Below are 15,285 nucleotides of genomic sequence, written 5' to 3'. Positions count from 1 at the left end.
TTAACCTCTTTTACGGCGATAAGCGGGCGGTACCCGTGGTGGAATAACCTCCTGCACAGGCATTACGGTTGCAGCAAATTCTTTCATCACACGACGATAAACATCACGTTTAAAAGAGACCACCTGACGCACCGGATACCAATAACTGACCCAGCGCCAGCCATCAAACTCCGGGGTACTGCTACGTTGCATGTTGATATCGGCTTCATTACACATTAACTGTAGTAGAAACCATCGTTGTTTTTGGCCGATGCACACCGGCTTTGTATCCCAACGCACCAAACGCTTTGGTAATTTGTAACGTAACCAGTTACGGGTTGAAGCCAGAATTCGGACATCCTTTTTGTTAAGTCCTACCTCTTCAAAAAGTTCGCGATACATTGCCTGCTCTGGTGTTTCACCGGGGTTTATTCCCCCTTGTGGGAACTGCCAAGAGTGCTGACCGTAACGCCTGGCCCACAACACTTCTCCCTGCCGATTACAAATTACGATACCCACGTTCGGGCGGTAGCCATCATCATCGATCACCGGACTACCTCGATAAGCTTAAAACTCAAAGATGCTCTGATTGTTTCACACTAGCAACAGGCGGTAAACCACTGCTTATCAGCCAGCTAAACCTGATAACTCGGGGATAACTCACAGATATAAGCAAAGTTATGAACACCCTCAGGGCTACGCACGACATTTTATTCACTTTTTCTGTGGATATAGGTGTGTAGAACTCTAGGGAAAAGTAGGTACAACTCATTTTAACGCAATTATACGACAAAAATATCTAAAAAAATAAATGATTAATTTCAACAAAATAACAGGTTTCCCACAGGTTTTCACGGCAGTAATATGTGATCTATCTCCGTTTTGGATCTGTAGCTGGCTAAAGATCCATCAATGTAGTTTTTATCCACAGATAATGCGTCAAAGTTATGCAAAAAAGAGTAAAACTCGCAAAAAAAGCCGTCGTCAAGGCTGTAAATTGAACCAGTGATCGGGATTTATTGGGGTTATCCCATAAATCTGTGGATAAATAGGTGTAAGATCCTGTTCATTATCGCTGTCAGTAGGTGCACAAGATAATTAGAATAAAAGTATTTCATCCATGAGAGGAAAGAAAACTTCCGTTAAATCATGCTATTATTCATTCCATCCACAATGCATAACAATACATCTAGCGTCACTTTTAATTCAGCTTGTTTTTTAACCGACTTTAGCAGGTTTATCCCCATGTCTGTTTATTCACTGCCACCGGCACCACCCACTGATGAACATCAACTTTTTCAACGTGCTCAAGCTTTGTCAGGTTTTACCCTTGGCGAATTGGCAGCGCGTGCTCAATGGGTTATTCCGGCGGACTTAAAGCGGGTAAAAGGTTGGGTTGGTATGTTGCTGGAGTTTTATTTGGGGGCCAGTGCTGGCAGTAAACCTGAACAGGACTTTGCCGACATCGGCATTGAGCTGAAAACCATACCTATCAGCGCTCAGGGCAAACCATTGGAGACCACCTTTGTTTGTGTCGCCCCCCTGACCGGCAACAGTGGCATCACTTGGGAAAGCAGTCATGTGCGGCATAAACTGGCCCGAGTATTGTGGGTACCCGTAGAAGGAGAGCGGCAGATCCCGCTCGCGGAACGTAGAGTCGGCGCGCCTTTATTATGGAGCCCGAATGCGCAAGAAGAAGAACTACTGCGGCGTGACTGGGAAGAGTTAATGGACCTTATCGTTCTTGGCAAAGTAGAAACCATCACCGCTCGCCACGGTGAGGTACTCCAATTGCGCCCGAAGGCCGCCAATAGCCGTGCGTTAACTGAAGCCATCGGTGAAAAAGGGCAACCGATCATGACACTACCCCGTGGTTTTTATCTGAAAAAGACCTTTACTGGCCCGATGCTGGCCCGTCATTTCTTGTTGTAACCAGTGCGCTAGACTCCCTACTGCAACACCAATTACTTTGACTCTGTTCCGATTAATAAATAAAAGCGTATAATTGTATTTTTGTGTTTCCGTAAGGTGTATAGGCGCAATGTTTGAATGGGTTGCCGATCCAAATGCCTGGTTGGCGCTAGGCACGCTGACTATCCTGGAGATTGTTCTTGGGATAGACAATATTATTTTCCTCTCTTTGGTGGTCGCAAAATTACCTAAAGCGCAACAAAACAGAGCCCGCCGTATTGGCTTGGCTGGGGCCATGTTAATGCGTCTCGCATTACTTGCTTCTATTGCCTGGGTTATCCGCCTGACCGAACCTCTGTTTACAGTGGCAGGCCACGGTGTCTCTATGCGGGACTTGATCCTGTTGTTAGGGGGGCTGTTCCTTATCTGGAAAGCCAGCAAGGAAATTCATGAAACCATTGAGGGGAGCGATACTGAACACACCAGTAATGTCAGCTCTTTCTTTGCGGCTATCGTGCAAATTATGCTGTTGGATATCATCTTTAGTCTGGATTCAGTGATAACAGCAGTTGGGCTGTCAGATCATCTGTTTATTATGATGGCTGCCGTGGTTATTTCTGTTGGCGTGATGATGTTTGCTGCCAGACCAATTGGTGAGTTTGTTAATCGCCATCCATCAGTCAAAATGCTGGCGCTCTCTTTCCTGATATTGGTCGGCTTCACGCTGATGTTGGAAAGTTTCCAGATCCACATTCCAAAAGGCTACATTTACTTCGCTATGTTCTTCTCAATGGGGGTTGAAACCCTGAATTTGATGCGCGGAAAAAAGAGTAAGCCAACTGATAAAAAAACATCTACTCAATAGATTTAAAGGTGCGAGAAGGCTGCTTGCAATAGAGAGGCCCAAGGATGGGCCGAGCAATACACTTGCAAGATAGCGGGTTCAACACCTTCCAGGAGCAGTTCACGGCCCCGTTTCCCACTTTTTTCTGTACTTTTCCCTTACACGCTTCCCCCAACTGCGGTGCTTCGATATAGTCGAATAAGGCAAGTTTTACTTATACCCAAAAAATTGGTGTTTCAGTAAGGCCAAACGAACACATCCTGAAGCAGTTATTCAAATAGAAAATTCGGGTGCGTGGGCGTAGCTAACGACGCTGCAATACCAACTACCAAAGGTATGGCCTGATAATTTCAGACATTAAGGAAGGTCGGCAATGCAATATCATCGTATCCCCCACAGTTCATTAGAAGTCAGCCTGCTGGGTCTGGGCACCATGACATTTGGTGAACAAAATAGTGAAGCCGATGCCCATGCGCAACTGGATTACGCCGTTGCGGCCGGTATTAACTTGATCGATACCGCAGAAATGTACCCAGTGCCCCCAAGGCCAGCAACCCAAGGGTTAACTGAGCAATACATTGGTAACTGGATAAAAGCACGCGGTGAGCGTGACAAAATCATTTTAGCCAGTAAAGTCTCCGGGCCATCACGCGGCAGCGATCAACCGATTCGCCCCAATATGGCACTGGACCGGAAAAATATCCGCATCGCGTTGGAAGATAGCCTTAGACGCCTCAATACTGATTATCTCGATATTTATCAGTTACATTGGCCACAACGTGAAACCAACTGTTTTGGTAAATTGAATTATCGCTACAGCGAACATACTGCAGTGGTCACCTTGCTTGAAACACTGGAAGCCCTGAACGAGCAGGTGCGGGCAGGGAAAATCCGTTATATCGGTGTATCAAATGAGACCCCATGGGGGGTGATGCGCTATCTGCAACTGGCAGAAAAACATGATTTACCGCGTATTGTCTCAATACAGAACCCCTACAGCCTGCTTAACCGCAGCTTTGAAGTTGGTTTGGCCGAGATAAGCCAACATGAAGGCATTGAGCTATTGGCTTATTCCAGCCTGGCCTTCGGCACCCTGAGCGGCAAATACCTTAATGGCGCAAAACCTACCGGCGCACGGAATACATTGTTCAGCCGTTTTACACGTTATACCGGGCCACAATCCGAGTTAGCGGTAGCGGAATATGTGGCACTGGCAAAACGTCATGGGCTGGACCCCGCACAGATGGCGCTGGCTTTCGTTCGCCAGCAACCGTTTGTGGCCAGTACACTGTTAGGTGCAACCACACTGGAACAACTGAAAAGTAATATTGATAGCCAGAATGTCGTTCTGGAGCAGGAGGTGCTTAATGCATTGGAAGAAATCCACACCCGCTTTACCTTCCCTGCACCTTAAATTCAGTTGAGTTCAAATAGCAAAAAGGCCGCTAATGCGGCCTTAGACTACTGACAATAAATAATGCCGCACTCGGTGGCATTGATATTGACTATTATTCCATCATTTAGCCGCTTTACGGCGCAGTTGCTGCCACTGCCAGCCCCATAGCAACGCAATCGCCAGCGCGAAGAGCACACCGAAACCAACGCCAACCGCGACGACCGGCGCACCCAGCTTTACTACCACCGAGTACAGCCCCAGCATCAACAACATTGCGGTATTCTCACCCAGATTTTGCACTGCAATGGCATTCCCGGCGCCCACACTTTGTTTGCCGCGCTCTTGTAACAAGGCATTGAGCGGTACGACAAAGAAACCGCCTAAGATCCCGATAATAATCAACAGTAAATAGGCCATTGGCATACTGTGTTGCAGTGAGAATGCCGCCACCACCACACCAATTAATACCCCCGCCGGTAAACAGCGTTTTACTGTTTTAAGTGTCACGAAACGTGCCGCAGCACCCGCGCCAATCACAATCCCAATCGCCACCATGGCATTTAACAGCGTCGGGGTGCCGTTATCGGCAATCCCCAATGCTACCGGCACCCATAGCACCAGCAGGAAGCGCAACGTGACCCCTGCGCCCCAGAACAGGCTGGTCCCCGCCAGTGAGAAGCGAGTTTCGCCATCCCGCCACAGAATGCGGCATGCGGCAAAAAAACTGCCGGTCATGGCCCGTGGCCGCCATGAGCTGCCGGTTCGGGCAGCAGCCAGATGTGGGATAAATAGATTAGCCACCACCGCAATGGCATACACCAGCGCACAGACACTCAATGCCGCGATCAGATGCCAATCAGCCAGCACCCCACCGGCGACTGAACCGAGTAAAATAGCCGCAATAGTTGATGCCTCCATCATACCGTTGGCTTTAACCAACTGCTCGCCGGAAGTGATTTCTCCCAAGATGCCATATTTAGCTGGTGAATAAGCCGCGGCCCCGACGCCAACCAGGCTGTAACCAAGAAATGGATTCAGACCAAAACAGATAACTAATGCACCAGCCAACTTCAGGCCATTCGCGACCATCATCACACGCCCTTTGGCAAAGCTATCAGCCACTTGCCCGACAAACGGAGCCAGGATGATATAAGTGGCCACAAAGGCCATTTGCAAGATAGGCTGGCTCCAGTCGGGATATAACTGCTGCTTAATTAATGCCAAGGTGGCAAAAAGCAGTGCATTATCACCAAAAGCTGAGAAAAACTGAGCGCCAAGTACAGCGATCATTCCTCTGGAGAGCAAAGGCTTATCTGACAATGCTTGCTGACTCATTCGCTCATCTCCGCATCTTGTGCCATTTTAGTTAACGTAACAAAGTCAGGTTTACCACTCCCCAGTAGGGGTAATGCTTTCACCACTCTGATATCACGTGGAACTGCCAGTTCTGGCACCCCACCCTCACGTGCGGCTTTAATCAGCCGTTCGCGGGTAATTTCACTGTCAGTGGTAAACAGCACCAGTGCTTCTCCTTTGGCGCTGTCGGTTTTAGCCGCTGCGGCATGTTGCCCCTCGGGCGAGATACGTAATGCCAGTTGTTCGACACTCTCCAGTGATACCATTTCACCAGCTAATTTGGCAAAACGCTTCACCCGCCCGCGAATGGCGCAGAACCCCCGCTCATCGAGGGTGACAATATCACCGGTATCGTACCAACCCTCCTCACGCTCACCCTGAGCATTCTCCGCCGCCGGTTGTTCCAACACCCCCGGATGCTCTACGCGCAGATAACCGCGCATAATATTGGGGCCGCGCAATTGCAAACGCCCACCTTGCTCGATTCCCGGCACAGTTATCAAGCGCGCCTCCATACCAGGAAGAATGCGCCCAACGGTATTCACTTTCGCTGCCATCGGCACGTTAATCGCCACTACCGGCGCACATTCGGTGACGCCATACCCTTCCAGAATACGAATACCGAATTTGTCCTGCCAAATCTGTTTGGTGCTATCAGCCAGTTTTTCAGCCCCAGCCACCACATAACGCAACCGAGCAAAATCATAAGGATGAGCAAAGCGAGCATAGTTGCCCAAGAAAGTTGACGTGCCAAACAGCACGGTGCAGTTACGGTCATACACCAATTCTGGCACCACCCGATAATGCAGCGGGCTGGGATAAAGGAATACTCGGCTACCGGTCATCAGCGGAGTGAATAACCCCACCGTCAGGCCGAAAGCATGGAACAGCGGCAGCGAAGACATAAAGCGATCACGCGGGGTGAAATCAGCAATGGTGCGGATCTGCTCAACGTTAGCCAATATACTTGCATGAGAATGTACTACGCCTTTTGGGTTCCCCTCCGAGCCGGAAGTGAACAAAATCAGTGCGCTATCATCCGCCTGTTGTGGCAACATCGCCCGGCGCGGACAACATAAATGGAATAAAATCCACAATTTGTCGGTCAGCGTAACCGTGTCTTTTAAATCTTCCAGATAGACCCAATTTGCCTCAGTAACCTGTTCGGGCAAATGTGTCAGTTTGCCTTTTTCCAAAAACTGGCGCGAGGTGACGATGGTTTTCAACGACGCCGCAGTAATTGCACTCTTCAACCCTTTGGCACCCGAAGTGTAATTAAGCATTGCCGGAATACGGCCACGCAGAGAAGCACCAAAGATCGCCGCCGCAGTAATCGTCGCATTCGGTAATAACATCCCAACATGCTCGCCCTGCGCGGTGAAGCGTTGCAGGATACGGCTGACACCGAGGATTTTTTTCAGTAGCGTTTGATAACTGTCTTCTTTAAATGAAACATCCTCAATACAGGGTTTAAAACGCCCATAACGAGTTTGTGCCGATAACAACGCTTCAAACAGCGTTTCCCGTGGCACGATAGCCATACGCGCGGCCATCATAATGGCGTGTAAGTGTTCACCCGCCAACACCCGACGGTCACGGGCACGCGGCGCTTGCGGCATGGGTAACGTGGTCGCAGGCAAAACATGAATGCTGATTTTTGGGAACCAGCGGAGTTTGAGCACATCACCCAAACGCCCAAAATGAGTAAATTCTGGCCCTTCCAAACGGATTGGGACGACCGTAGCGCCTGATTTGGCGGCAATAAATGCAGCACCATCATAGATTTTCATCAATGAGCCGGTCACGGTAATACGCCCTTCAGGGAACACCACGACTGGCCTGCCTTGTTCCACCATCCTGACCAAATGTTTGATAGCCATTGGCTTGGTAGGATCAAGTGCGACAAAATCGATATAAGGTTTTAGCCAGCGCATATACCAGCTCTCAGAAACACTGGTATAGACCGCAAAAACCGGCTTGATCGGCAGAAATAATGCGAGCAAAGCCCCATCAAGGAAAGAGACATGATTCGGCGTAATTATCAGTTTTTGATGAGTAAACTGATCCGTCACACCATCAATGGTGACACGAAATAATCGACGAAAAAGAGCACGCAATAAGCGATAACCCATGTTTATTTCCCTATAAGACAATGAATATGAAAAAGAGAGAATACTATAATAGTGGCTAAAATATTGCTAAGAGGGGGCTGATAATCGCAACAGCAGGAAGAAATAAAAAAAAACCTACGCATCTGCGTAGGTTGGTGCAAATAAAAAACTGGCTTTTAACACACAGCGTATGTTGATTACTCACCAATTAATACCTCTGGGATGAACACTGTATCCGTTTCAGTGAAGCCACAGCCAGCAAGCAATCGCAACATTTACGTGCAAAGTGTAACCAGTAGTGAACATTGTCAGAAAGACGAAATAGGTTTGTAATTCATTGAGGTGCATTGCCAAAATAATGGGTGCTGCCGCTATCCCACCGGCAACACCCTAAGCCTGGCTAAGATAAAATTAGTACCGCGCCACCTCAACCAGACAACTCATTGCATTCGGGCCTTGAGTTAAACGCGAGGTACCAATGTCTAGCGTCAGAACGTTGGGGTTACCTGATTGTTCAACTTTATGCTGCTTGCCGCCGAAACCGGGATCAAACCAGGCCCCTGTTGCCATTAACACTACCCCTTGAGTAACACCATCAGTAATACGCACTCCCGCCAGACAATGACCCCGTAAGTTGCTGACCTGAACCTGACTGCCCTCAGTAATGTCACGTTTGGCTGCATCTTGTGGGTGCATATACAGCGTTTCACGGCCGGCAGTTTTATTCCCTTGCGCCAATGGTGCAGGATCAAGTTGGCTATGCAGACGATCCTCGGGTTGAATAGAGATCAGATGCAGCGGCCACTGCTCAGCTTGTGGTGCCCCTAACCACTCAACCGGTGGTTGCCACTCGGCATGAGGCGCAAAATCCTCATAGTGATAGCTGGCGATTTTCTCACTGAACAGCTCAATTTTGCCACTTGGCGTTTGCAGCGGATTAGTCTGTGGGTTTTCGCGAAAAGCATCAAAGAACACGAACTCCTTTGGCGGAGCAGGTAAATCAACATGGCCCCGTTGCCAGAAAGATTCAAAATCAGGCCATTCCACCCCGTGTGGCTGTTGTGCCACTCCGCACTCCTGGTAGATATGCCGAATCCAGGCCATTTCATCTCTATTTTCGGTAAATTCACTGCGATAACCCAGTCGTTCGGCCAGATCAGCGAAAATATCAAAATCGTTACGGGCCTGATGTTGTGGCGCAATCGCCTGATGCATCGCCAATACATAGCGATCCCGTGACGAGCCACCAATATCATTACGTTCCAGCGAACTGGTCACTGGCAGCACGATATCGGCCATTTTAGCCGCAGGTGTCCACCAGATATCCTGCACAATCACGGTGTCCGGCTTTTGCCACCCCTCCACCAGCCGATTCAATTGCTGATGATGGTGGAATGGATTGCCGCCAGCCCAATGCACTAAATGAATATCGGGGTAGGTATGGGTTTCCCCTTGGAACTGATACGGCTGCCCCGGTTGCAGCAACATGTCACAAATGCGGGCCACTGGAATAGCCAATCCAGAGGGGTTCTTACCCACTGGCATGCTTGGCCCCGGCGTGTCTATCCGCGGGTTACCCACACCGTTCATCGATCCATGACCAAATGAGAAGCCACCGCCGGGCAGCCCCACTTGCCCCAGCATGGCTGATAAGGCAATCACCATCCAGTAAGGTTGCTCACCACGGTGCGCGCGCTGTACTGAATAGGAACAGGTCATAAAGCTGCGAACACCGATAAGTTGCTGGGCTAACAGGGTAATTCTTGGTGCGGGAATACCGGTAATCTCGCTGGCCCACTCAGGGGTTTTAGCAATACCGTCATTCACCCCACGAATGTAATCAGCTAATTGCTCATAGCCCACGCAATGAGTAGCCAGAAAAGCCTCATCCTGCCCGTCAACACGTTGGATTTCATAAGCCAGCGCCAGCATCAGTGCTACATCTGTATTGGGACGAATCGGTATCCATTCGGCATTCACAAATGCCGGGCAATCATCCCGCATCGGGCTGATGTTAATCACTGGCGTGCCTTTTTGTGCCAGTTTTTCCAACCAGGGTTTTAATGAATGTTCCGCCGAGCCACCGGAAGAGACCTGAGCGTTTTTCAGTGCCAACCCGCCGAACGCAATAAACAGTTCACAATGCTCAACCACACTCGGCCATGATGTCACCCTGCCGGTCAACGGGCTAAAAGTACCAATCACATAAGGCAGAAAAAACTGTGCCGAGCCCCAACTGTAGTTGCCCAGTTGATCAACCCCGCCGCCGCCGCTGAAATAGAAACGCCGGACTAATGAACGCGCGTGATGTAAACGCCCGGCAGAAGACCAACCATAGGAGCCGGTAAATATCCCTGACGGGCCATAACGGTCCCTGACCCGGCGATTCTCTTGCGCCACTAAATCCAGCGCGACATCCCACTCCACCTCAACAAAGTCTTCCCGACCACGCAAAGTTCGATCACTTTTCTCTCGCTGCTGTAACCACGATCGGCGTATCGCCGGTTTGCGAATACGTTTATCGGAATAAACCATGGGTGTAATGGATTCCAACAACCGAGAAGGGTTGGGATCATTGGCAAATGGCTCGCAACGGATCAGTTTGCCATCTTCAACAACAGCGGTAAAAGCGCCCCAGTGGGCAAGCTGGGGGTAACGGATGATGGACATGGCTATCTCAGGCAATTAAATAGATCATAAAAATAACATTCAGCGGGCAGTAAGACCAAAGCACAATTTAGACTAAACATAATCGTTTTGTACTAACCGTTTCATTTGATGCGCTGGGTTAACCAAGGCAAGTCAAATCGAAACCTGTGGCTTGCGAAAACCACAGGTAATCGTGCTAATTGCTGTTTCTGTGATTTTTTCTCACCAAGTTGCGATCTTCCCCCCTTGCGGGCAACACCGTTTTCCGCAAAACTGAGGGATGTAAGCGATTACCCTGAAAATCTCTGGAAGAAAAATGGCCACTATTAAGGATGTTGCCAAGCTGGCGGGTGTTTCCGTCGCGACGGTATCTCGTGTTATCAATAATTCTCCCAAGGCCAGTGAGACATCACGTATGGCGGTCTGTAACGCCATGGAACAACTGCAATATCACCCAAACGCCAATGCGCGGGCGCTGGCCCAGCAATCAACTGAAACGGTAGGCATGATTGTTTCTGATGTGTCAGATCCATTCTTTGGATCGATGGTCAAAGCTGTCGAACAAGTGGCCTATGCCACCGGAAATTTCTTGCTGATTGGTAACGGTTACCATGACGAAGAGAAAGAGCGTCAGGCCATCGAACAACTGATTCGCCATCGTTGTGCCGCCCTGGTGGTTCATGCCAAAAAACTGTCCGATGAAGAATTGACATCATTAATGGAACAGATCCCCGGTATGGTGTTGATTAACCGCACATTACCGGGTTTCGAAACCCGCTGTGTCGCATTAGATGACCGTTATGGTGCCTGGTTGGCAACCCGCCATCTGATTCAGCAAGGGCATAAACGCATCGCTATTATTTGCTCTAATCACCAAATTTCCGATGCCATTGATCGCCTACAAGGCTATTTGGACGCACTAAAAGAGTTTGAGATTCCGGTTGATGACCGCTTAATATCCTACGGTACGCCAGATGAGATTGGCGGCGAACAGGCCATGACCGACCTGCTCGGCCGTGGTAGACACTTCACGGCAGTTACCTGTTATAACGACTCCATGGCTGCTGGCGCATTGTCTGTTCTCAGCGACAACAGCATCGAAGTGCCGCAAGAGATCTCACTGATTGGTTTTGATGATGTATTAATTTCTCGTTATCTGCGCCCCCGGCTGACCACCATCCGCTACCCGGTCGTTGCGATGGCGACACAGGCCGCAGAATTGGCGCTGGCGCTGGCCAACCATACCCCGTTGCCAGAAATCACCAATATGTTCAGCCCAACGCTGGTCCGCCGCCATTCTGTCGCCAGCCCGCAAACGCCCGCAGATGACTGAGAACTGTCGATAACAAAGAGCTGCAACCCGCCTGCGCTATGCTAAACTGCCGCGATATCCGGCAGTTATGCCACAAAAATCGCCCACTACGCCGCACCCAACGAGAGTGCCACGCCCGGCAGTTATCGTGTTATGACACGGGCCGACTGGGGCAATAGCTACCCAGCCAAGAGGTTTACGATTGATGATTACCATGTTGGATGTCTCTTTGCGCGCCGGTGTTTCCAAGGCCACTGTCTCCCGGGTATTAAACGGCACCGGGCAGGTGAAGGAAAGCACCCGTGAGGCGGTGTTTAAGGCGATGGACGAACTGGGTTACCGCCCTAATTTTCTAGCACAATCACTGGCCAACAGAAGCTCCAACAGCATCGGGTTAGTGGTTTCGAACTTTGAAGGCCCCTACTTTGGCCGTTTACTCCAGCAGGCTGCGAAACTGATTGAAGCCAGTGGTAAGCATTTGATCGTGACAGATGGCCACGATACGCCACAAGGCGAACAGCAGGCAGTTCAGTTACTGGCTGACCGTTGCTGTGATGCCATTATTCTTTACACTCGCTCAATGTCTGAAGCTGATTTAATGCAATTGCTTGCCAACGTTGCCGCCCCCTTGATGGTTATTAATCGTGATTTACCCCAGGCCCGTGAGCGCTGTGTGTTCTTCGAACAGCAACAAGCTGCATTTAATGCGGTTAATTATCTGATACAGCAAGGGCATCGTGATATTGCCTATATTACCGGGCCAATCACCACCTCCACGGCCCAATCCCGCCTTGCCGGTTATCAGCAAGCGCTGGAGGCGCACGGAATCGCGCTGAATGAAGATCTGATTATCCATGGCGATAGTGGCGTACCTGACGGTTATCAAGGATGTCAGGCGCTATTGGCACGCGATATTAGCTTCAGCGCGCTGTTTATCTACAATGATGATATGACTATCGGGGCGATGAAAGCCCTTAATCAGGCGGGGAAAAAGCTACCACAAGATGTTTCGTTATTTGGTTTTGATGACGAACCTACCGCACCTTACCTGCAACCGGCACTCTCAACTGTGTATCTGCCGATTGATGCGATGATTGAAGCCGCCATTACTCAGGCGTTGAAGCTGATTGCGGGCAAACCGGTGCTACCGCTGCCCCCTTTCATCGGTGAGTTAAAATTACGTGATTCGGTGGTACCAGGGCCCTATTACCGCTGAGGACGTTTGTATCAAATGCAAATAGGATCAAATCCAGGTAACCGATAGCCTTGAGTTATGTCTCTGGCTATCGGCTGAGGACTTTTTTGTATAAGCTAATTCAACCTATCCTTTTGATAACAAAGTCGTTAAATCTGCTCTAATGCAATAAGTTCTTCAATGGTTTGCCGACGGCGAATTAAGCGTGGCTGCCCCTGTTCGAACAGCACTTCCGGCAATAATGGGCGGCTGTTGTAGTTCGAAGACATCGACGCACCATAAGCCCCGGTATCGTGGAATACCAAATAATCACCAATTTTAGCGGCTGGCAATGCGCGAGTTTCCAATCCACCACCCGCTTCCTGGGTGAATACATCACCTGACTCGCACAGCGGGCCGCCAACTACCGTATCAATCAACGGTGCCGATGTGAGGTCGCGCTCATCAGCAGGCAGCAACGAAATATGGTGATAACTGCCATACATTGCTGGCCGCATCAAATCGTTAAATCCGGCATCCACCAACACATAGTGGCGACGGCCCATATTTTTAACAGCCCGCACCTGCGCCACCAAAACACCTGACTCTGCCACCAGAAAGCGGCCGGGCTCAATTTCCAGACTAACCGGATGACCGAGATAGGCAGCAATTTGCTCTCTGGCTTTATTCCATAAGCCATAATAATGTTCGGTATCAATCTCATCATCACCAAATTGATAAGGGATCGATAACCCACCACCGGCAGAGATAGCGCTGATATCCTGCCCCAGTGCAATCACCTGCTGAACCATGGCATCACAAACTTGCTCCAGATGTTGATAATCAACACCAGAACCAATATGCATATGAACACCCACCAGCGTTAAACCATATTTTTTAATTTTCTCAATAGCTTGTGGTAAATCTTGATGCCAGATACCGTGTTTGCTGTTCTCACCGCCAGTATTGGTTTTTTGGCTATGACCATGGCCAAAACCCGGATTTATCCGCAACCAAACGGGGTGCCCTGGGGCATGTTGCCCCAGTTGATCTAGCATGTCGATTGAACCGGCATTGACCGGAATGTTTAATTCAGTCACCCGTAATAACGTGGCCTGATCCAGCAGATCTGCGGTAAATACGATCTCGGCCGGTTCCTGCCCCGGCTGGAAGCCAGCATGTATCGCACGTTCTATCTCACCCAACGAGACTGAATCGACTTTGACACCCTGCTCACGCATCAAACCGAGAATATGAATATTCGAACAGGCTTTCTGGGCAAAACGAATAACATCAAAGTTTCGTAATTGGTTGATTCGCTTAACAATAATCTCACCATCATACGCCCACACCGGGCAGCCAAATTGCTCAGGCAGAGCCAGCAGATTGTGGGCAGTCAGTGCCGAAGTGGTGTCATAAAGTGTGCGCGGCATAGGTTTTTCCTAATAATTGTTCATCAATATGTTGGGCGAAAAAAATGATTTCGCTGATACCTCATTATTAGCAACTGAATACCTGTTAGGAAAATATCTATTTACCGTGAGTCTATTCATTTATGATATGGCTTTCAGTAAACCGTCGCCACTTCAGGAGTGTTGTGATGCCCACCATTTCCCTACGACAAATCGAGATTTTTCATGGTGTCATGACCACCGGTAACCTGACTGAAGCCGCCTTATTACTCCAGACATCCCAACCCACCGTTAGCCGTGAACTGGCCCGCTTTGAGCAATTAGTCCAATTAACACTCTTCGAGCGTGTACGTGGCCGCCTCTATCCCACAGTACAAGGCTTGCGGCTATTTGAAGAGGTACAACGCTCTTATTACGGTCTTGATCGCATCCGACAAGCTGCTGAGGGTATTCGTCAATTCCAACAGGCGCAGCTTTCTATTGCCTGCCTACCGGTCTTTTCTCAATCGCTGCTACCCGCCGTGTGCAAACCCTTTATTGACCGCTACCCGGAAGTCAGTCTGAGCATCATCCCGCAGGAATCGCCCCTACTGGAAGAGTGGCTTTCAGCTCAGCGTCATGACCTTGGTCTGACAGAAAACACCCAGACTCCTGCCGGTACGTTGCGCCATCCTCTGATGACCGTGAATGAGATTTGCGTATTGCCCAGTGACCATCCGTTGCGGGATAAATCACTACTGACACCACAAGACTTCCAGGGTGAAAACTTTATCAGCTTGTCCGTTACCGACAGTTATCGCCAATTATTGGATAAACTATTTATTGAACAAAGCGTTAGCCGAAGGTTAGTGCTGGAAACCCACAGTGCTGCATCGGTCTGCGCCATGGTACGGGAAGGGGTGGGGGTATCGATTGTCAATCCACTCACGGCATTAGACTATATTAGCAAAGGGGGCGCTGAAGGTGTGTGCGTGCGGCCATTCAGCGTCGAAATCCCTTTTACTATCAGTTTGATACAACCGAAACATCGCCCATCATCTACTTTGGTAGATACGTTTATCGAGCATTTAAAGCAGCAGGCCATCACTTTCCAGCAGCGCCTAACCCAAGTGATTACCCAACAATATTAAGTTTTCGCAAC

General features: G+C 49.4%; 11 protein-coding genes. 6 read left to right on the top strand and 5 right to left on the bottom strand.

The annotated features are described in order from the left end of the window. On the bottom strand, positions 1-528 hold the full coding sequence (rppH, locus tag V2A84_RS23415) for an RNA pyrophosphohydrolase (RefSeq protein ID WP_083162862.1): 528 nt from the start codon (positions 526-528) through the stop codon (positions 1-3). A gap of 696 nt (positions 529-1,224) precedes the next feature. On the opposite strand from rppH, the gene mutH reads away from it, so the two are divergent. From mutH to V2A84_RS23400, 3 genes are all read left to right on the top strand, one after another. Continuing rightward, positions 1,225-1,911, top strand: coding sequence for a DNA mismatch repair endonuclease MutH (gene mutH / locus V2A84_RS23410; RefSeq protein WP_050073625.1), 687 nt, complete (start codon positions 1,225-1,227; stop codon positions 1,909-1,911). Between the two features lie 109 nt (positions 1,912-2,020). Next, positions 2,021-2,755 carry a TerC family protein gene (locus V2A84_RS23405; RefSeq protein ID WP_083162858.1) on the top strand — a complete coding sequence of 245 codons (735 nt, stop codon included), beginning with the start codon at positions 2,021-2,023 and terminating at the stop codon, positions 2,753-2,755. A 352-nt stretch (positions 2,756-3,107) separates the two neighbouring features. Continuing rightward, positions 3,108-4,148 carry an NADP(H)-dependent aldo-keto reductase gene (locus V2A84_RS23400; protein ID WP_083162856.1) on the top strand — a complete coding sequence of 347 codons (1,041 nt, stop codon included), beginning with the start codon at positions 3,108-3,110 and terminating at the stop codon, positions 4,146-4,148. Positions 4,149-4,250: 102 nt separating this feature from the next. On the opposite strand, the gene lplT is transcribed toward V2A84_RS23400, so the two are convergent. The 3 genes from lplT to V2A84_RS23385 form a co-directional block, all read right to left on the bottom strand. Then, the gene (lplT, locus tag V2A84_RS23395; protein WP_083162854.1) at positions 4,251-5,465 is read right to left on the bottom strand and encodes a lysophospholipid transporter LplT; all 1,215 of its coding nucleotides are present in this window, start codon (positions 5,463-5,465) and stop codon (positions 4,251-4,253) included. Further along, positions 5,462-7,618, bottom strand: a complete 2,157-nt coding sequence (aas, locus tag V2A84_RS23390; protein WP_083162852.1) for a bifunctional acyl-ACP--phospholipid O-acyltransferase/long-chain-fatty-acid--ACP ligase — start codon at positions 7,616-7,618, stop codon at positions 5,462-5,464. The genes lplT and aas overlap by 4 nt, the downstream gene beginning before the upstream one ends. A 390-nt stretch (positions 7,619-8,008) precedes the next feature. Beyond that, the gene (locus tag V2A84_RS23385; RefSeq protein WP_083162850.1) at positions 8,009-10,267 is read right to left on the bottom strand and encodes a molybdopterin guanine dinucleotide-containing S/N-oxide reductase; all 2,259 of its coding nucleotides are present in this window, start codon (positions 10,265-10,267) and stop codon (positions 8,009-8,011) included. A gap of 295 nt (positions 10,268-10,562) precedes the next feature. Here V2A84_RS23385 and galR point away from each other — a divergent pair, with 295 nt between their 5' ends. Both galR and V2A84_RS23375 read left to right on the top strand, forming a co-directional pair. Beyond that, positions 10,563-11,579, top strand: coding sequence for an HTH-type transcriptional regulator GalR (gene galR / locus V2A84_RS23380; RefSeq protein WP_083162848.1), 1,017 nt, complete (start codon positions 10,563-10,565; stop codon positions 11,577-11,579). A gap of 184 nt (positions 11,580-11,763) precedes the next feature. Continuing rightward, complete coding sequence (locus V2A84_RS23375; protein WP_083162846.1) at positions 11,764-12,774, top strand: LacI family DNA-binding transcriptional regulator; 1,011 nt, start codon at positions 11,764-11,766, stop codon at positions 12,772-12,774. 128 nt (positions 12,775-12,902) lie between these two features. On the opposite strand, the gene lysA is transcribed toward V2A84_RS23375, so the two are convergent. After that, positions 12,903-14,165 (bottom strand): diaminopimelate decarboxylase, encoded by a 1,263-nt coding sequence (lysA, locus tag V2A84_RS23370; RefSeq protein WP_083162844.1) that lies wholly within the window; start codon positions 14,163-14,165, stop codon positions 12,903-12,905. 167 nt (positions 14,166-14,332) lie between these two features. On the opposite strand from lysA, the gene V2A84_RS23365 reads away from it, so the two are divergent. Continuing rightward, on the top strand, positions 14,333-15,274 hold the full coding sequence (locus V2A84_RS23365) for a LysR family transcriptional regulator (RefSeq protein ID WP_083162840.1): 942 nt from the start codon (positions 14,333-14,335) through the stop codon (positions 15,272-15,274). Positions 15,275-15,285: the final 11 nt, after the last annotated feature.

This window comes from Yersinia sp. 2553 StPb PI (assembly GCF_052217105.1).
Lineage (GTDB): Bacteria > Pseudomonadota > Gammaproteobacteria > Enterobacterales > Enterobacteriaceae > Yersinia > Yersinia enterocolitica_E.
Note: the sequence above shows the minus strand (reverse complement) of the source record. Positions and strands in the feature narration are given on the sequence as shown.